Raw genomic sequence first — 18395 nt, 5'->3', positions numbered from 1 at the left:
ACCATGACCTCGCCCACCTCGGCGGAGTCGGCCTCCGACGGCCACGACCCGTACTCGGACTACGCCGAGCTGCGCGCCAAGGGGCCCGTGCATCGCGTACACATCCCCGGCAGCGGCGAGAGCTGGCTCGTCGTGTCGTACGACGCGGCGCGGGCCGCCCTGACCGAACCGCGACTGCGCAACGACATCCGGCACTCCTCGTCCTGGCGGAGCGACGGCGGGCACGCGCTCGGGCGCAACATGCTCCAGACCGACCCTCCGCAGCACACCCGACTGCGCGGGCTGGTTGCGGCCCGCTTCACGGCAGGGAGCGTCGCCGCCCTGCGTCCGAAGATCGAAACCGTGGCCCTCGAACTCCTGGACTCGCTGCCTGAGCGGGGTACGGCTGACCTGGTCGCCTGGTACGCCCTACCTCTGCCCGTCAAGGTGATCTGCGACCTGCTGGGTGTGCCCGGGGCGGACCGTGCCGTGTTCCACGATTGGTCCAACGAACTCGTCATGCCCACCTCGCCCGAGGCCGCCGCAGCCGCCGCGGCCGCACTGACCGAATACCTCACCGAGCTGACCGCCCCGGAGCGCGGCCGATGGCCCGCCGGCCTGCTCGGCGACCTCGTGGCGGTCGCCGAGCTCACCGCCGAGGAACTCCTCGGCATGGCCTTCCTGATCCTCGTCGCGGGCCACGAGACGACGGTCGACCTGATCTCGGGCACCGTCCACGCACTGCTCGCCCACCCGGACCAACTCGCCCTGCTTCGCGCCGAACCGGACCTCACCGAGGCCGCCGTCGAGGAGTCCCTGCGCTACAACTCACCCGTCCACGCCACGGCGTTCCGCTTCGCGGCCGAGCCGCTCGACATCGGCGGCACCCGGATCGAGGCGGGCGACTCCGTGCAGGTCTCGCTCGCCGCGGCCTCCCGCGACCCCCTCCGCTTTCCCGACCCCGACCGCTTCGATCTACGGCGTCGCACACGCGGGCATCTGGGATTCGGCCACGGCCTCCACCACTGCCTCGGCGCCCCGCTGGCCCGCGTGGAGGCGGCCGTGGCCCTGCGTGTGCTGCTGCGCCACCGTCCGGCGCTCGCCTTCGCGACCGACCCGACCACGCTGACCTGGCGCACCAGCACGCTGCTGAGGGGCTTGGCCGAACTACCGTTGCGGTTCGGCTGAGACGGCCTCCGTCGAGGCCAGTGCCGTCGCCGGGTCCAGGGCGGCCGGGCCCGCGGGCGCCCAGGCGTCCCGCTCCTTGCGGAACGGCCACCAGCGCCCGTCCTGGCCCAGACGTATCTGTGCCGGTGAGCCGATCACCGTCCACCGATTGCCGGCCGCCCGCAGCGACGGCCGTTCGTCCTCGTCCCAGGCCGACTCCAGGGCGGCACGCGCGCGTGCGAGCGTCTCGCCCGAAGGGGCCCACTCGTCCTCAAGGACGGACAGCGCGGCCACGCCTCCGAGGTCCCACGCGCGCGTGGCGCGCGCCAGCGACTCCACGTCACGCCCGGACCCGGCGGCGAGCCGTTCGGCGACGCCTTCGTCGGGCGCGGCCACGGCGAGGCGGACGGCGTCCTGAGCGACCGTCAGTTCCTCGATGGGCTCGATTGGCTCGATGGACTCGATGGGGGAGTGCTGCCGTAGCGCCTCCGAGAGCAGGCGGTGTGCCTCTACGGCGGTACGCGCGGCCAAGTGGCGTACGGCGACCGGGTCGACGCCCGGTTCCGGCGGGGTCTCGGTGTCCAGCGAGGGCGGCAGGCCTGGCGTCTCGGGCAGCTCCGGAGGCGCCGGCAGGGGCGGCAGGATGTCGCCGGTGGCGAATGCCTCGGCCGCGTCCACCCCCTCCGTGCCCGCTGCCTCCTCCACTGGCGCGGCGCTGCGTGCCTGTAGGTCGTCCAGAAGGGCCTGCTCGCCGCGGCCACGCATCAGGAGCAGTACGAACGGGTCCTGGTCCAGCAGACGGGCCACCTGGTAGCACAGCGCGGCCGTATGACCGCAGTGGTCCCAGGCGTCGCAGTCGCACTCCGGTTCCAGATCGCCCAGGCCCGGCAGCAGGTCGATGCCGGCGCTCGCCGCGTCCTCCACCAGGTGCGGAGGCATCTCGCGGTCCAGCAGCGCGGCGACGTGACCGGCCCGCTCGACGGCCATGTCGAGGAAGCTGTCCCACTGTTCGCCCGACAGCTCGGCCAGTAGGACGTCGGCCCGGTGCGGGGTGCGGTCGCGGTCCTGCACGACGGCCGTGATGCGCCCCGGTCGCACCGACACCGCGCCCACCGCACCCGCGCGTGCCAGCCTGCGCCCCGTCTTCACCTGGCTGGTGTCCAGTGCCGCGTCCTCCAGCGCCCTGAGCCAGGCCCGGCCCCACCACGTCTCCGCGAAACCCCGCCCATGCGCGGGCGGCAGCGCCGCGAACGTACGCTCCCTGTCGGTGTCGTGTCCCGTCATCGTGCGCCCCCTCGGAGTTCGACCAGATCGGCCAGCTGCGCGTCCGTCAGCTCGGTCAGCGCCGCCTCACCGGAGCCGAGCACCGCGTCGGCCAACTCCCGCTTGCGGTCCAGCATGTCGGCGATACGGTCCTCGATGGTGCCCTCGGCGATCAGCCGGTGCACCTGCACGGGACGCGTCTGGCCGATGCGGTAGGCGCGATCGGTGGCCTGCGCCTCGACAGCCGGGTTCCACCAGCGGTCGTAGTGCACGACGTGCTCGGCCCTGGTGAGGTTCAGGCCGGTTCCCGCCGCCTTCAACGACAGCAGGAACACCGGCACTTCGCCCTCCTGGAACCGCCGCACCATCGCCTCGCGCTCGGCGACCGGAGTCCCGCCGTGCAGGAACTGCGACGGCTGGCCACGCGCCGCCAGATGGCGTTCGAGGAGCCGGGCCATGCGCACGTATTGCGTGAACACCAGGACGCTCGCCCCTTCGGCGAGGATCGTGTCGAGGAGTTCGTCGAGCAGCTCCAGCTTCCCGGAACGCCCGGTGATCCTCGGCTCGTCCTCCTTGAGGTACTGCGCCGGGTGGTTGCAGATCTGCTTCAGGCCCGTCAGTAGCTTCACGATCAGTCCGCGCCGCACCATGCTGTCCGCGCCGGCGATCTCCGCGAGCGTCTCGCGCACCACGGCCTCGTACAGACCGGCCTGTTCCGGCATGAGCGACACCGCACGGTCGGTCTCGGTCTTCGGGGGCAGCTCCGGGGCGATGCCCGGATCCGACTTGCGGCGCCGGAGCAGGAAGGGGCCCACGAGCCGGGCGAGACGCTCCGCTGCTGCCGGGTCCTGGCGGCTCTCGACGGCCTGCGCGTACCGGGTGCGGAAGGTCCCGAGACGGCCCAGCAGTCCCGGAGTGGTCCAGTCGAGGATCGCCCACAGCTCCGACAGGTTGTTCTCCACCGGGGTGCCGGTGAGCGCCACGCGTGCGCGTGCGCCGATCGAGCGCAGCTCCCGGGCGGTCGCCGAGTACGGGTTCTTCACGTGCTGGGCCTCGTCCGCCACGACCATGCCCCACGCCGCTTCGGCCAGCCGGGGCGCGTCCAGGCGCATCGTGCCGTAGGTGGTCAGCACGAACTCCCCGTCGGCCAGGCCGTCGAGGTCACGCCGCGGACCGTGGAAACGGCGCACCGGCGTGCCCGGCGCGAACCTCTCGATCTCGCGCTGCCAATTGCCCATCAGGGACGTCGGACACACCACGAGCGTCGGACCGGCGGACGCGCTGTCGGACTGCCGGTGCAGATGCAGCGCGATGAGGGTGATCGTCTTGCCGAGTCCCATGTCGTCGGCCAGACAGCAGCCGAGCCCGAGCGACGTCATCCGGGCCAGCCAGTTCAGGCCACGGCGCTGATAGTCCCGCAGGGTGGCGGCGAGCGCCGCGGGTTGGGGGACGGGCTCCTGGGCCTCCGGGTCCGTGAGCCGGTCCCGCAGGGCCGCCAGCCATCCGGTGGGCCGGACCTCGACGCGGTGGCCGTCGACCTCCGCGGAGCCCGTCAGAGCGGCGCTCAGCGCGTCGACCGGCGTCACCTTGCGGTCCTGGCGGGCGTGGGCCCGGCGCACCTCGTGCGGGTCGACCAGCACCCACTGGTCGCGCAGCCGCACGACGGGACGGCTGGCCTCGGCGAGGTGGTCCAGCTCCTCGCGGGTGAGCTGCTGGTCGCCCAGCGCGAACGACCAGTCGAACGCGAGCAGTGCGTCGGCGGACAGGAACGACGGCGTGTCCGAGGAGACCCGGTCGCGGTCGTCAGGAGGGCCGACCGTCGCGCGCGTGGTGAGATTTCTGGCCAACTCCCTCGGCCAGTGCACCTCGACCCCGACGGCGGCGAGATTCCGGGCGCCCTCGCCCAGCAGGTCGGTGACATCCGCGTCGGCCAGCTCCACGGCGTCCGGCACCGAGGCCGACAGCAGCGGTGTGAGCGACGGCCACGCGCGTGCCGCCCGGCGGAGCGCGAGGAGAGCGTCCATACGCGCGCGTGGGCCGAGGACGGTGGACCCCGCCCAGACCTCGGCGGCGTCCGCGACGATCGTCGGATCGTGCACGCCGTGCACCTGGAGAACGGCCCGGAAGGCGGGCGTCTCCCCGGTGGTCAGGCCGCGCACCTCGATCCGCAAGGACACGCGCACGCCCGCGTCATGGCCCGCGGCGACATCGGCGGCCCAGGCGCGCTGTTCCGGCAGATGCTGCGGTTCTGGTACGGCGTAGGCGGAACCGCCCGTCACGAGAGGGGCCGCGGGGGAGCGGGGCAGGGCGTCCGCGACCGCGTCCAGGAAGGCACGCAGCAGCTGTTCGGGCTCGGGCAGCCGGAGCGGTTCGGCGGTCTTCAGGGGGACAGCGGCGTCCGCGAGTAGGGCGGCGTCCAGGGGTACGGCGTGTGCCTCGGGCGGCATCGCCGCGGCGAGCTCGCGGATGCGCTCGACGTCCGCCGTGCCCAGGGGGCCCATGCGCCAGGCGTCGTGGTCGGCGGGGGACAGGCCGGGCAGCAGCAGCCCGCGTGCCACGCACTGGAGGGCCAGGACGGCTGCGGCACCCCAGAAAGCACTGGCCCGGTGCGCGTGCGGGGCGACACGCGCACGCGTGAGGACCGGCAGGGCCGCGCGGACCGGCAGCAGCACCGCGGACCGGGTCACCGGCTCCACACCGCCGCCGCCCGGCACCACGAGGGTCAGCTCCTCGGCCACCCCTTCGGTGACCTGGGGAGGAAGCGAGCCGTCGGGCCGCCAGAAGGCCACGCTTCCCGTGCGGGCGGGGTCGCCGGGCACGAACACGGCGCAGCACGAGGCCAGTTCGGAGATCTCGGACGGGGTTGCCGCGGGAAGTCTCTGGACAGAGATCGCAGAACTCCTCAAACTTGACTACTTGGGCGGGAGTGGTCGAGGGTACATCACTCCTCGGGGCTTGAGCGGGTGACCCGGGCCATATTCACGCAGGGGGTGTTGGCAACCCCCCTGTGCCCCCGGTGCTGACCCCCGTACGTACACGGGGGGTCGCCACATGGTCGCGACAGGTCATCGGTTCGTACGTTTCCTCAGGTCAGCACCTTTCCTGAGAGAGCCGGAGTCGGACATGCCGCAGAGCACCGCAACCGTCGTACCCCAGCCGCGCGGTACGTCCGGCTCCCCGCCCGGCGGGAGCGAGTTCGCGCCCCTGTTGCGCGCGGTGAAGGGCCAGGGCCTCCTGGAGCGCCGCGGCGGCTGGTACGCCCGGGCCATCGCCGTCAACGCACTCGCCCTCGCCGGTCTCGTCACGGCCGTCGTCCTGTCCGGCGACTCCTGGCTGACCCTGCTGCTGGCCCCGCTCCTCGCGGTGTTCTCCGCCCGCACCGCCTTCATAGGCCACGACGCCGGCCACGCCCAGATCACCGGCGACAAGACGGCCGGCCGCGCCATCGGCCTCGTCCACGGCAACCTGCTCCTCGGGATGAGCTACTCGTGGTGGAACCACAAGCACAACCGCCACCACGCCAACCCCAACCACATCGACAAGGACCCCGACGTCGCCGCGGACGTCCTCGTCTTCACGGGCGAACAGGCCGAGGTGCGCACGGGTTTCAGGCGCTGGCTCACCCGCCACCAAGCCTGGCTCTTCTTCCCGCTCACCCTCCTCGAAGGCGTCGCCCTGAAGATCCAGGGCTTCCGCGACCTGCGCCGGCAGGCACCCAGGGAGCGCGCGGTGGAGGGCGCCCTCCTGGTGAGCCATGTCGCCGCCTACGCCACGCTGCTGCTGACCACCATGTCCCCCGGCAAGGCGCTCGCCTTCGCGGCGATCCACCAGGCGCTGTTCGGCCTCCACCTCGGGATGGCCTTCGCCCCCAACCACAAGGGCATGGAGATGCCTGACCCGAACGGCGAGCCCTGGGGTCATCTGCGCCGCCAGGTGCTCACCTCCCGCAACATCCGGGGCGGCACAGTCACCGACTGGTTCCTCGGCGGCCTCAACTACCAGATCGAGCACCACCTCTTCCCCAGCATGCCCCGGCCTCATCTGCGCCTCGCCCAGCCGCTGGTGCGCGCCCACTGCCGTGAGCTGGGTATCACCTACACGGAGACCGGACTCGTCGACTCCTATCGCCAGGCGCTGGGCCACATGTACGAGGTGGGCGAGCCGCTGCGGACGGACCGCTAGGAGGCGCGCGTCCGGGCCGTCGTGCGGCGGACGCGCATCCGGGACGTCTCAGGGCGTGGTCTCAGGGATGTCTCAGGGTCGAGGATCGGAACTGCCGACGGGGCGGACCCGTTTTTCTGGACAGAGAGCGGCAACCGCCGCGAAGGAGGCGACGCACATGTCGAAGAACGCGAAGATCGCCGCAGGGGGTGTGGCGGTCGGACTGCTCCTGCTGATCTGGCTGCCCTGGTGGGCCGCATTCCTGATCGTCGTGGGAGTCCCGGTCGCCGCGTACCTCACGCTGGACCCCTCCCAGCGGCGCAGGCTGCGCCGCGTCACCCGCAAGGAGCTCGGCCGCTGACACACCCGCACCGGCCGGGAGCGCGGAAGGACCGGCCGGTACGGATCGACGGCTCAGCTGGGGCGTACGGCCATCCTGTCGAGCGCCGCCAGAAGCCCCGGCAGCTCCGGACCCCGGCCCACCGGCAGGACCTCCCCGGGCTCGTCGTCGAGCAGCACGAACGCGATGTCGTCGGTCCTGGCCACCAGCGACCAGCCGGGACCGTCGGCGCGCAGCGTCCGCGCGTCACCCGAGGCGAACGACGACCGGACGCGCCCGAGAGGCGGCGGTGTCTCGACATAGCCGCGGGCCTCCGCGAGGACGCGCCGGATGCCGCTGTGCCCCTTGCGCGGCTCGGTGCCGCCGCCGTTCGCCGAGACCTTGTCGCCGACGGCCTCGCCGTCAGCGGCGTCGGAGCCACCGGAGTCGGCTGTGTCGGAGCGGGCGGTGTCCGGATCTGTGGCGACCGAGGTGGCGTCGTCGGAGCCGGCGCCGGCGGAATCCGTCGTCGTGCCGTCCGCGGCGCTGTGGTCGCCGTTCAACGCGCCCAGGGGGCTCGGGAAGGCCGAGTCGTCGATCTGCTCCCGCCACAACGCCCACTGGAGCGCGATCTCGTCGGCGCCCAGACGCCGCTGGGCCGAACCCCACGTGGAGGTGTCCGGCGGCGCCAGCGCGGGGCCGCCGCCGGCGTCGGGCTCCGGGTCGTGCGGCTCGGGCACCCCGGGCGCGGCGACGGCGATCGCCAGCGGCCAGCCCGGCAGGGCGGCCACGACGGTGCGCTCGTCGGGCGAGAGGTCGTACTCCATGCCGCAGTCCCAGGACGCGATGGCGACGGCCACCAGCGAGACGTCGTCGATGACGACGGTCCAGCGGGCGCCTCCGCCGTCCTGGCCGATCACCAGGCCGTAGCCGTCCGCCAGCGGTGCGAGCCCGAGCGACGCGCAGGCCTCCGGATAGTCGTCGCCCAGCACGCTCGGGAACTTCGCCGGCGTCAACAGCACCGCCGTCAGCACATAGAGCGCGTCGTCCTCGGCGGCGACGGCGTCCTCGTCCGTCCCGGCCATCCCAGCCTCCCCATCGGTTAATCCAACGGCGCGCACCTTAGTGTGCGAGGAAGGCGCTTGTCACGACTCCCAAGTACACCCGGAGCTGCAGTTTTCCGGCTGGACGGGGCGAATCGACCATCCTTCGCCGCCGGCTCAGGCCGCCGGCAGTCCGAGGAGCGCACGTGCCACCGTACGCGGCGACTCGTCGCGCTCCCGCGCGAGGGCGATGACGGCCCGGCAGGCCAGTTCGTTGACGCCGAACGACAGCGCCTCCGGCGAGACCCAGCCCGAGGTCTCCTCGATGCGATCCTGGTCGTCCTCCGCGCAGGCCGAGACGTACGCGGCGGCGGCCTCGAACAGATTGTGCGTGCGGGTCTCCCGCCCGGTGCGCTCCTCGTGGCGCAGGGAACTGACGATTCTGGCGCTGGACTTGCGGATCCGGCCCCACATGCCGACCACCTTCCCCCTGAGTGATGTGGTCTCGCTGAACGTGCGTCCTCCGCCACCCAACGTAGAGTTGGAGCCCGGGCGGCAGAAGGGGCACGGTGCGGTGAAGCGCCGTCGCGACCGCGCCGGTGCCGTGCGTCCGTACGCCTGCCGCCGACGGGAACGGACCGGCCGAAAAGCGGTCAACCCTCCTTGCCGGACGCGATACTTGAGGCTTCTCACGACATCGCGACCAGGGGAGTGCATCGGTGAACTCTGCCGGAGAGACGAGCGGTTCGGGCGTGGACGGCGTTCGGGGCGGGCGGCACGCCGTGGTCGTGGGCGGGAGCCTCGCGGGGCTCTTCGCGGCGCACGTCCTGGCCGGGTACGCCGACCGGGTCACCGTCGTCGAGCGCGACCGGTTGCCGGACGGTGCCGAGCCGCGGCCCGGAGTACCCCAGGGCAGGCACCCGCACGTGCTGCTCCAGGGCGGGCAGGTCGCGGTGGAGTCGTTGCTGCCGGGCTTCCTGGCGGAGCTGGCGGAGGCGGGGGCGCCCCGGCTGGGCATGCCGTCGGACATGGTGCTGTGGCAGACCGGCCGCTGGTTCCGCCGACTGCCCGCGACGACGCACATCTACACCGGTTCGCGCGCCCAGCTCGAAGGACTGGTGCGGCGCCGAGTCCTCGCCGACCCGGTGATCAGCGTGGTGCAGGGGACCGATGTCGTCGGGCTCCTCGGTGACGCCTCGCGCGTGCGGGGCGTACTGCTGCGGGACCGCTCCGGCGACACCCGCGCGGAACCCCGGTCGCTGGAGGCCGATCTGGTGGTCGACGCCTCCGGCAGCGGCACCAAGGCTCCCCGGTGGCTCGCGGCCATCGGTGCCGAGGGCCCGCGGGAGGAGACCATCGACACCGGACTCGCCTACGCCTCCCGCGTCTACCGGGGCGCGAACGGCGTCCTCGACGGCGAGACCCGCGGCTACTACGCCTACCCCGATCCCGAGCAGGTCCACGCCGGTGGCGCGTTGCCGCTGGAGGACGGCACCCACCTGGTGATCGTCTCGGGGCTGCGCGGCGACGAACCGCCCACCGGCGACGACGAGTTCGTGACGTACACCAAGAGGCTGCCGCATCCGCCCCTGCACGAGTGGCTGGACGAGGCCGAACCGCTGACCCCGGCGTTCGGCTACCGGCGTACGGCCAACGCCCGGCGCCGTTACGACCTGCCCGGCCATCCGGCCGGCTTCCTCGCCACCGGCGACGCCCTGTGCACCTTCAACCCGATCTACGGGCAGGGCATGGCCGTCGCCGCCATGAACGCCGTAGCGCTGCGTGACGCGCTGGCCGACCGGCGCCGCACGCCCACGACACGGCGCGTGCAGCAGGCCGTCCTCGCGTCGTCCCGCCAGGCCTGGGACATCTCCGCCGGAGCGGACCGCAAGATGCCGGGCGCGACGGGTACCGCGGTCAACGGCGGCCCCGCCGATCGAGTCGCCGACTGGTACATGAGCCGCGTCCAGGAGCGGGCTCCGGGCGACCCCGTCGTCGGGCGCGCCTTCCGTGCCGTACTGACCCTCTCCGAGCCCGTCAGCGCCCTGTTCGCGCCGGCCGTGGCCCGCGCGGTCCTCTTCGGCCCGCCCGCGCAGTCCCCCGCCGAGCCGCCCGCGACACAGGAGCGACCGGAGGCGTGAGGCCCGGGGTGGGCGCGGTCGTGCGACGACAGTGACCGTCTCAACTCGTCGGCCGGACGACTCCGATGAGCAGGTGCACCTGGCCCGTCAGGCGTTCGATGTCGAACTTGTCCGGCTCGGTGAGCGCGACGCGGCCGAAGTGTTCCGCGCAGGCGACCAGGGCGTGGGCGAGCACCTGCGCGTCGAGCCGCGGGCCGCTCGGGGCGGCCGGGAGGAGGGAGATCCAGGACTCGACCCTGAGCCGGAACCGCTCCCTGTCCGCCTCGATCCGGTCGCGGACGACCGCGGGCATGTTGCCAGGAGTCAGCAGGATCAGCCGCCAGGTGTCCGGATCCCGGCGCAGCATGGCGGACATCCGGCGCACCGCCTCGGCGCCGAACGCGGCAGGATCGCGCAGGTCCCGGGGGTCGGGAATCGTCTCCAGCAACCGGCCGTAGGCGTACGCCTGTTGTCGGTCGAGCAGGGCGGTCAGCAGCGCGTCGAGATTCTCGAAGGCGCCGTAGACCACCGACCGGGCGACCCGCGCCCGCTTCGCGATGGCATCGATGGACACCCGGTCGTAGCCCTCGTCCACGATCACGGCGAGGGCCGCGTCGAGAAGCTGCTCCCGGCGCTCCGCGAGGGGGACGCGCGGGGCGTAGGGGCGCCGCCTGCGCGGACTGTCCGGCGAAGATGTGGACGCTGACACCTTGGCAGTTTAAGACACGCGTGTCTTAATTTACGACAGCAGTGTCGTAATCGACTGGGCGGCCCACGCCGCGCACGCACAGGGAGCGGCCCCATGGCGAGGCTGAGGCGCGGCGAGGTCCGGCCGCACGAGGACTACGGCTTCTTCGGGCCGGGCTCGGTGGTGTGGAAGGTCTGGGGCTACCCGACGGCACCGACGGTGGGCTTCCAGCGCGCCGTCGTCGTCGAGGAACTCGACCCGCCGCTGGTGGCCGCCGTGCACGGAACCCAGGGCGTCTACCAGCGCGCCCGCACTCGCTACGACCGGACGCTACGGTACTTCGCGATGGTCGCCTTCGCCGGCTCGCGGGAGGTGTGCAAGGCCGCGGACATCCTGGTCAAGGTCCATTCCAAGGCGATCGGCGAGCTGCCGTACGACAGCGGGACCTACGACGCCAACGACCCCGCCTCGCAGCTGTGGATCCAGCTCACCGGCTGGCACTCGATCCTCTACGCCTACGAGAAGTACGGCCCCGGGAAGCTCACCGAGGGGGAGGAGCGGGAGTACTGGGAGGCGTGCGCGGTCGCCGCGGAACTCCAGACGTGCTCGGCCGACGACGTGCCCCGCAGCCGTGCGGGGGTCCGGGCGTACTTCGAGGAGATGCGCCCTCGGCTCGCCGCCAGTCCGATCGCACGGCAGGCCATGAACCACCTGCTCAGGACCGAACTCGTCCTGCCGCCGGTGCCGCGCTGGGCGAAGCCGGTGCGGCTGGCCGTCGCGAGGACGCAGCGGATCGCCACGATCGCGACCCTGCCGCGCTGGATGCGGGAGATGGCGGGGATCAGGCAGTCGCGCGCCGCCGACGTCCTCATCGTGCCCGTGATGAAGGCGGCCTTCGCGCTCGCCCACGTCAACCCCAGGGTCGAACTGCACCTGTTGGGGCTGCTGTCGCCCTCGACGGTCCAGGTGGTCGCGCCGATCAAACTCGGCCTCCGCCCCCGCACCGAGGAGGTGCTGACCCCCGCGGAGGCCCGCGCCCGCCACGGCTACGCCAAGCCCGTCGAGGCCCACCTCGAGTTCCGCGCCCGTCAGGCCACTCGCGTGTTCGGCGACCGCGAGGCGCCCAGCGACGAGGGGCTCGTCGAGTCCCAGGAGGTCCTGGGACCGCTCTCCTGACCGGCGACCGCGGGTGATCGGCCCGGGCGGGCGCGGAGGTCGAGCCCTGTCAGCCGTCCAGCGACGCGAGCGTCTCCCGCAGCCAGGCGAGTTCGGCACGCGAGGTGGCCCGCGCGATCGTCAGCACGCCGCGCCGGAAGGGATCGTCCAACTCCTCGGCGCTCAGCGGCCGGTCGCCGTCGTAGAAGAAGCTCGCGGGCTGCTCCAGGAAGGCGAGCCGGCGTCGTAGTACGGCCGCCTGGGCGCCGGTGTCGTCCAGGTGCCGCAGGAAGGCGAGCACCGTGAACCACCGGTTCTCGTCGCTGATGTCGCGTGCGGCCGGCTCGGCCAGCCGGTCCCGCAGCTCCTGCCTGCCCTCCTCGGTGAGCGTCAGGACATGGCGAGGGGCGGCCACCGCACCGGGTTCCGTCGCCCTGGCCAGCCAACCCGCCTTCTCCAGCCGCTTGATCGCCGGATACAGGGTGCTCTCCGCGACCGGGCGCACGTGCCCGGCCAGCGCGGTGAGGCGCTTGCGCAGCTCGTAGCCGTGCAGCGGGGCGTCATAGAGGAATCCGAGGATGGCGAGCTCCAGCATGCCCGCATTCTGCCCCATGGGCGCTGTACATCGGCATTGGAATACTTCCATTAAGTGATACATCGGCAACGATGTATTGTCTGGAGTGACGACGAGGGAGGGCACCATGAGGCAGGCCGAGTTCGACGGTGCGGGAAGCTGTGTCCGGTGGACCGAGACGGCCGGTGAGGAACCGGCACGCGTGTACGTGCACGGACTGGGCGCGGTCTCCGCCGTCTATCACGCGCACATCGCCGCCCGGCCCGAACTGGCGGGCCGGCGCAGTCTGTTCGTCGATCTGCCGGGGCACGGTGTCAGTGACCGCCCGGAGCGCTTCGGGTACACGCTGGAGGATCACGCGGACGCCCTGGCCGTCGTGCTGGACGCCGCGGGTCTGGCCGGCGTCGAGGTGATCGGGCACAGCATGGGCGGGTCGGTCGCGATCGTGCTCGCGCACCGGAGGCCCGAACTGGTCGCCCGGCTGGTCCTCACAGAGGCCAACCTCGACGCCTCGCCCCCGTCGGAGTCCGGCAGCGGCTGGATCGATGCGTACGACGAGGACGACTTCGTGGCGGGCGCCCACGCGCGCGTGCTCGAAAAGGTCGGGCCCCTGTGGGCGGCGACGATGCGGCTGGCCGACCCGCGCGCCCTGCACCGCAGCGCGGCCGGACTGCGCCGCGGATCGGACCCCGTGATGCGCGCGATCCTCGAAGCGCTGTCCATGGAGCGCGTGTACCTCCAGGGCGCACTCAGCGGCGAACTGGCGGGGCGGGACGGGCTGGAGGCGGCGGGCGTGCGTGTGGTGACCGTGCCGGGGGCCGGGCACAACGTCATGTTCGACAACCCCGACGCCTTCGTGGCGGCGGTCGCCGGGACGGCGTGAGGCCGGTCAGCCCTCGCGGACGGCCAGCGCCAGGAACCGGGCGTCCTCGTCGACGTACGACGTCATGCGCCAGCCCGAACCGTCCAGCAGGGGACGGAGGTTGGGTTCCGCGCGCAGGTCCTCCGGGGTGATCCGCCGCCCCTGGCGCGCGGCGAGCGCGGCCCGGCCGATCGGATGGAACAGGGCCAGCACACCGCCGGGCCGCACCACACGCGCCAACTCGCGCAGGTTCTCGGCCGGTCGGGGCAGATGGGAGATCAGGCCCGCACCGAAGACGGCGTCGAGCGAACCCGACCGCAACGGCATCGCGGCCACGTCGGCGAGCAGCAACCGCCCGTCCCGGTCCCTGCCGGCCCGTACGGCGGCCTGAAGCATGGCCGGGGTCAGATCGGCTCCCAGGACCACTCCGGAGGGCCCCACGGCCGCACGCAGCGGCGGCAGGGCCCGCCCGGTGCCGCAGCCCGCGTCGAGCACCCGGTCGCCCTCCCGCAGCCCCAGTTCCGCGACCGCGGCGGCGTAGGCCGGGCCGTCGTCAGGGAACTTGCCGTCCCAGCCGGCGGCACGGGCCGTGAAGAACTCCTGAACACGCGTGTGGTCGTCGCTCATGTTCCGCATGATCCCTCACCGACACGGGTGAGGCACCGGCGCGCACGTTCGAGCATGACGCGATCGTTCAGGCATCTCCTTGCGTCATATTGCAACACCTTTCGAAATGCGCCCTCTTTGTGCGCCCCTGCCCCGACTAGCGTCCCTTGGCCATGGGACACCTGGACCACGCAGCCCTGGGCTGGCTCACCCCCGCGCTGTCATACGTCATGGCCTGTATCGGCGCGGCGCTCGGCCTGCGCTGCACCGTCCGCGCGCTCGGCGCCACCGGACGGTCCCGCCGCAACTGGCTCGTCACCGCCGCCTCCGCCATCGGCACCGGCATCTGGACCATGCACTTCGTGGCCATGCTCGGCTTCAGCGTCAGCGGCACCGACATCCGCTACGACGTCCCGCTCACCATCGTGAGCCTCGTCGTCGCCATGGTCGTCGTCTGCGCCGGAGTCTTCGCCGTCGGCTACGGCCGTGACCGCGGCCGCGCGCTCTTCGTCGGCGGACTCACCACAGGACTGGGCGTGGCGAGCATGCACTACCTGGGCATGGCCGCCGTACGACTGCACGGCGGCATCGACTACGACCCGCTGCTCGTCGGGCTCTCCGTCCTCATCGCCGTCGTCGCGGCCACGGCGGCCCTGTGGGCGGCGCTCAACATCAAGTCGCCCGTCGCCGTCACCATCGCGTCGCTCATCATGGGCGCCGCGGTCAGCAGCATGCACTACACCGGGATGTTCGCGGTGAGCGTGCGGGTCACGCCCTCCGGCGACGTCCTGCCCGGGGCCACGGCCATGCAGTTCATCTTCCCGCTCGCCGTCGGCCTCGGCTCCTATCTGTTCCTGACCTCGGCCTTCGTCGCGCTGTCGCCCACGACCCGAGAGCGCGAGGCGTCCGCCTCCGCCCAGCGGGGCGTCGAGAGCGTCACCTCCTAGCGGCGCCCGAGCGCCGGACGGCCCGACGACAGCCCCGACCCACTCCCGAGCGAGGAGGCCATGCGTACACCGCGTAGGACCCTCACAGCAGGCCCCGAGACGCCGCCCCCGACGCCCACCCGCGGCCGCCGGGCGCACGCCGGACCACCGGCCGACGAAAGCCCGGACGACCCCGCGGGGCCGGTGCCGGAGGACATACCCGCGTACGAGGGACGCTGGCGGATACGTCCCCGCACGGTGCGCGCCAAGATCGTCTGTCTGCTCATGGTGCCCGTCGTCTCGCTGCTCGCCCTGTGGGCCTACGCGACCGTCACCACCGCCCAGGACGTCGCAAGGCTCCGGCAGTTGCAGCGCGTGGACGACGCCGTCCGCTCGCCCGTCGCCGCTGCCGTGACCGCCCTCCAGGCCGAGCGCGCCGCCGCCGTCCGCCACGCGACCGACCCGTCCGCCGTGCGCGACGACGACCTGCGCAAGCTCGCCGCACGCACCGACAGCGCCGTGGCCCGGCTCCGGCTCGGCGACGACAACACCGTCGCCGACAGCGAGGAACTGCCCGCCGGAGTCGCCCAGCGCCTGGAGACCTTCGTGGCCGGCGCCGAGCAACTGCGCCCGCTGCGCGCCGCCGTGCTCGACCGCGGCGCGGGCTGGGACGAGACCTACGGCCGCTACACCAGGACCATCGCCGGCGCCTTCGCGGTGGGCGGCGCCCTCACCGGCATCCAGGACGCCGACCTCGGCTCCGACGCGCGCGTGCTGCTCGAGTTCTCCCGCGCGGGCGAGTCGCTGGCCCAGGAGGACGCCGTCCTGGCGAGCGCGCGCCTGGCGGGCGGTCTCGCCGGCGAGCGGCTGCGGCTGTTCACCGGGGCCGTCGACACCCGCCGCGTCCTCACCGAGGCCGCCGTCGCCGACCTGCGCGGCACCGACCGAGCCGCCTGGCGGAGACTCGCCGACAGCGGCCCCTACACCTCCGTGACCGCCGCCGAGGACCGGTTCCTCGCCGCCGCCCCCGGCTCCCGCGCCGTCGAGACGACCCCGGAGCCCGCCTGGCAGGCGGCACACGCGCGTGTACAGGACGGCATGCGGACCATCCAGCAGAACGCCGGAGGCGGCGTCGCCGACCGCGCCGACCCGTTCACCCGGGGCCTGCTCACCCCGGCCGGTGCCGCGGTCCTCCTCGGCCTCGTCGCCGTCGCCGCGTCGCTCGTCATCTCGGTGCGCATCGGCCGCGGTCTCGTCGTCGAGCTGGTGAGCCTGCGCAACAGCGCCCTCGAGATCGCCCGCCGCAAACTCCCCGACGCCATGGAGCGGCTGCGCGCCGGGGACGAGATCGACATCCGCGCCGAGGCCCCGCCCGGACCGTCCGCCGAGGACGAGACCGGCCAGGTCGCCGAAGCCCTGACCACCGTGCACCGCGCAGCGCTGCTGGCCGCCGTCGAGCGCGCCGAACTGGCCAGCGGAATCTCCGGGGTGTTCGTCAACCTCGCCCGCCGCAGCCAGGTCCTCGTCCACCGCCAGCTGAGCCTCCTCGACAGCATGGAGCGGCGCTCCGACGACCCGAACGAACTGAGCGACCTGTTCCGGCTCGACCACCTCACCACCCGCATGCGGCGCCACGCGGAGAGCCTGATCATCCTCTCCGGAGCGGCACCCGGCCGCGCCTGGCGGATGCCGGTCTCGCTGACCAACGTCGTCCGCGCGGCCGTCTCCGAGGTCGAGGACTACGCGCGCGTGGAGGTACGTCAACTCCCTGACGCCTCCGTCGTCGGCGGCGCCGTCGCCGACCTCACCCACCTCCTCGCCGAGATCATCGAGAACGCCGCCCAGTTCTCACCGCCCCACACGCGTGTGCGTGTCACCGGCGAACCCGTCGGCAACGGCTACGCCGTCGAGGTCGAGGACCGCGGCCTCGGTATGGGCAAGGAGACCCTCACGGAGGCCAACCGCCGCATCGAGCAGTCCGAGGCGCTCGACCTGTTCGACAGCGACCGGCTCGGCCTGTTCGTGGTCAGCAGGCTCGCCGCCCGGCACGACATCAAGGTGCACCTGCGCACCTCGCCCTACGGCGGCACCACCGCGGTCGTCCTGCTGCCCACGGCGCTGCTGCACGTCAAGGCGGCGGAACGTTCCCCCGCCAGGGCCGCCGACCGCGAACGCGCCCCGGAACGCGAGTACGCGCGCGTGCCCGCCGCCGAACGGGACCAGGAGTCCGTGCCCGCCCCCGCCGAGCGGCCCGCACTCGTGGCACCCCGGGCCACCGCGGCCGACCGCGGCTCCACCGACACCCCGCCGCCCGGAGTCACCGCCCTGCGCCTGCACCGCCCGCCCGACGAGCCCGAGGACGCCGACGACCTCCCCCGCCGGGTACGGCAGGCGAACCTCGCTCCCCAACTGCGCGAACGGCGCTCCGAGGAGCAGGCCCCGGCACCCGCGCCCCGGGACGACGACGGCCGTACACCCGAGGTCGTACGGGACCGGATGGCGGCCTACCGAGACGGCTGGGCGCGCGGGGGCGGCAGGCAACCCGGCCGCGGAGCCACCCCAGATTCCCCAGCGGGCAGCGAAAGCAGCAAAGGAGACCGCGGATGATCCAGGACCCGAGCATGAGGGCTGCCCAGCGGTCCGGTGAACTCGACTGGCTGTTGGACGACCTGGTGCTGCGCGTGAGCGAGGTACGGCACGCGGTCGTGCTCTCCAACGACGGCCTCGCCGTGGGCGCCTCGACGGACCTGCGCCGCGAGGACGCCGAACACCTCGCCGCCGTCTCCTCCGGCTTCCACAGCCTCGCCAAGGGCGCGGGCCGGCACTTCGGGGCCGGGGGAGTGCGCCAGACCATGGTCGAGATGGACGACGGCTTCCTGTTCGTCGCCGCCGCGGGCGACGGCTCCTGCCTGGCCGTCCTCACCGCCGTGACCGCCGACATAGGCCTGGTCGCCTACGAGATGGCACGACTGGTCAAGCGGGTCGGCGAGCACCTCTACACGCCGCCGCGCGTCGGCGCGCGGCCGCCCGCCGCCGGATGAGACGGAAGGGCGGCCGGTACGCATGACCGAGGACATGGCGGGCGACGGCCCGCACGAGCAGGGCAGCCAGTGGTACGACGGCGAGGCGGGCCCCCTCGTCCGCCCCTACGCCATGACGGGCGGACGCACCAGACCCGGCCCCACCGGGGTGCGCTTCGACCTGATCGCCCTGGTCACCCTGGACACGGGCGCGCCCGGCGTCGACGACGACACCGCGCTCGGGCCGGAACACCGGTCCCTGATCGACCTGTGCCGCGTCGAGACACAGTCGGTCGCGGAACTCGCCGCGGGCGCCGACCTGCCCGTCGGCGTGGTCAGGGTGCTCCTGGGGGACCTCATGGAACTCGGCTGTGTCACCGTCAGCCGCCCGGTGCCGCCCGCGCAGCTTCCCGACGAACGGATTCTGCGCGAGGTGATCGAAGGGCTCCGGGCGCTGTAGATGAACGGTCAGAACCGGGCAATAAGCGGTCGAACCATCCGAAGGCGAGTCC

The 18395-nt window shown here is 72.9% G+C and carries 17 protein-coding genes; 10 read left to right on the top strand and 7 right to left on the bottom strand.

Annotation, left to right across the window (positions count from 1 at the left end):
* The first annotated feature begins 3 nt into the window (after positions 1 to 3).
* Complete coding sequence (locus G3I78_RS18135) at positions 4 to 1167, top strand: cytochrome P450 (protein ID WP_164425697.1); 1164 nt, start codon at positions 4 to 6, stop codon at positions 1165 to 1167.
* Here G3I78_RS18135 and G3I78_RS18130 read toward each other — a convergent pair.
* Both G3I78_RS18130 and G3I78_RS18125 read right to left on the bottom strand, forming a co-directional pair.
* Entirely contained in the window at positions 1147 to 2430 is a 1284-nt protein-coding gene (locus G3I78_RS18130) for an SWF or SNF family helicase (protein ID WP_164425695.1), read from the bottom strand. The two genes, G3I78_RS18135 and G3I78_RS18130, sit on opposite strands and share 21 nt — an antisense overlap.
* Positions 2427 to 5234: a DEAD/DEAH box helicase gene (locus G3I78_RS18125; protein ID WP_343243795.1), complete on the bottom strand. Its 2808-nt coding sequence runs from the start codon at positions 5232 to 5234 to the stop codon at positions 2427 to 2429. The genes G3I78_RS18130 and G3I78_RS18125 overlap by 4 nt, the downstream gene beginning before the upstream one ends.
* A gap of 298 nt (positions 5235 to 5532) precedes the next feature.
* On the opposite strand from G3I78_RS18125, the gene G3I78_RS18120 reads away from it, so the two are divergent.
* Both G3I78_RS18120 and G3I78_RS18115 read left to right on the top strand, forming a co-directional pair.
* A complete protein-coding gene (locus tag G3I78_RS18120; RefSeq protein ID WP_164425693.1) occupies positions 5533 to 6591 on the top strand; it encodes an acyl-CoA desaturase in 1059 nt (352 codons plus the stop codon).
* 157 nt (positions 6592 to 6748) lie between these two features.
* On the top strand, positions 6749 to 6931 hold the full coding sequence (locus tag G3I78_RS18115) for a hypothetical protein (protein WP_164425691.1): 183 nt from the start codon (positions 6749 to 6751) through the stop codon (positions 6929 to 6931).
* A 53-nt stretch (positions 6932 to 6984) separates the two neighbouring features.
* Here G3I78_RS18115 and G3I78_RS18110 read toward each other — a convergent pair whose 3' ends face one another.
* Positions 6985 to 7974: a hypothetical protein gene (locus G3I78_RS18110; protein ID WP_164425689.1), complete on the bottom strand. Its 990-nt coding sequence runs from the start codon at positions 7972 to 7974 to the stop codon at positions 6985 to 6987.
* A 135-nt stretch (positions 7975 to 8109) separates the two neighbouring features.
* The gene (locus G3I78_RS18105) at positions 8110 to 8406 is read right to left on the bottom strand and encodes a hypothetical protein (protein WP_164425687.1); all 297 of its coding nucleotides are present in this window, start codon (positions 8404 to 8406) and stop codon (positions 8110 to 8112) included.
* A gap of 314 nt (positions 8407 to 8720) precedes the next feature.
* On the opposite strand from G3I78_RS18105, the gene G3I78_RS18100 reads away from it, so the two are divergent.
* Positions 8721 to 10073 (top strand): FAD-dependent monooxygenase, encoded by a 1353-nt coding sequence (locus tag G3I78_RS18100; protein ID WP_343243805.1) that lies wholly within the window; start codon positions 8721 to 8723, stop codon positions 10071 to 10073.
* A gap of 40 nt (positions 10074 to 10113) precedes the next feature.
* Here G3I78_RS18100 and G3I78_RS18095 read toward each other — a convergent pair whose 3' ends face one another.
* Positions 10114 to 10761 carry a TetR/AcrR family transcriptional regulator gene (locus tag G3I78_RS18095; RefSeq protein WP_164425685.1) on the bottom strand — a complete coding sequence of 216 codons (648 nt, stop codon included), beginning with the start codon at positions 10759 to 10761 and terminating at the stop codon, positions 10114 to 10116.
* Between the two features lie 93 nt (positions 10762 to 10854).
* Here G3I78_RS18095 and G3I78_RS18090 point away from each other — a divergent pair, with 93 nt between their 5' ends.
* On the top strand, positions 10855 to 11916 hold the full coding sequence (locus G3I78_RS18090) for an oxygenase MpaB family protein (protein ID WP_164425683.1): 1062 nt from the start codon (positions 10855 to 10857) through the stop codon (positions 11914 to 11916).
* A 49-nt stretch (positions 11917 to 11965) separates the two neighbouring features.
* On the opposite strand, the gene G3I78_RS18085 is transcribed toward G3I78_RS18090, so the two are convergent.
* Complete coding sequence (locus G3I78_RS18085; RefSeq protein ID WP_164425681.1) at positions 11966 to 12490, bottom strand: PadR family transcriptional regulator; 525 nt, start codon at positions 12488 to 12490, stop codon at positions 11966 to 11968.
* A gap of 106 nt (positions 12491 to 12596) precedes the next feature.
* Here G3I78_RS18085 and G3I78_RS18080 point away from each other — a divergent pair, with 106 nt between their 5' ends.
* Positions 12597 to 13352: an alpha/beta hydrolase gene (locus tag G3I78_RS18080; RefSeq protein WP_164425679.1), complete on the top strand. Its 756-nt coding sequence runs from the start codon at positions 12597 to 12599 to the stop codon at positions 13350 to 13352.
* Between the two features lie 6 nt (positions 13353 to 13358).
* Here the strand turns inward: G3I78_RS18080 and G3I78_RS18075 are convergent, their stop codons facing one another.
* On the bottom strand, positions 13359 to 13958 hold the full coding sequence (locus G3I78_RS18075; RefSeq protein WP_164425677.1) for a class I SAM-dependent methyltransferase: 600 nt from the start codon (positions 13956 to 13958) through the stop codon (positions 13359 to 13361).
* 152 nt (positions 13959 to 14110) lie between these two features.
* On the opposite strand from G3I78_RS18075, the gene G3I78_RS18070 reads away from it, so the two are divergent.
* The 4 genes from G3I78_RS18070 to G3I78_RS18055 are packed head-to-tail and all read left to right on the top strand — an operon-like array spanning position 14111 to position 18343.
* Complete coding sequence (locus G3I78_RS18070; protein WP_164425675.1) at positions 14111 to 14884, top strand: MHYT domain-containing protein; 774 nt, start codon at positions 14111 to 14113, stop codon at positions 14882 to 14884.
* A 60-nt stretch (positions 14885 to 14944) separates the two neighbouring features.
* Entirely contained in the window at positions 14945 to 17470 is a 2526-nt protein-coding gene (locus G3I78_RS18065; protein WP_164425673.1) for a nitrate- and nitrite sensing domain-containing protein, read from the top strand.
* A complete protein-coding gene (locus tag G3I78_RS18060) occupies positions 17467 to 17904 on the top strand; it encodes a roadblock/LC7 domain-containing protein (RefSeq protein WP_164425671.1) in 438 nt (145 codons plus the stop codon). Before G3I78_RS18065 ends, G3I78_RS18060 begins: the two co-directional genes overlap by 4 nt.
* A gap of 22 nt (positions 17905 to 17926) precedes the next feature.
* Complete coding sequence (locus G3I78_RS18055; protein ID WP_164425668.1) at positions 17927 to 18343, top strand: DUF742 domain-containing protein; 417 nt, start codon at positions 17927 to 17929, stop codon at positions 18341 to 18343.
* Positions 18344 to 18395 lie beyond the last annotated feature (52 nt).

This window comes from Streptomyces sp. SID13726 (assembly GCF_010548375.1).
Lineage (GTDB): Bacteria > Actinomycetota > Actinomycetes > Streptomycetales > Streptomycetaceae > Streptomyces.
The sequence above is the reverse complement of the archived record's forward strand: the minus strand, read 5'-3'. Positions and strand labels throughout refer to the sequence as shown.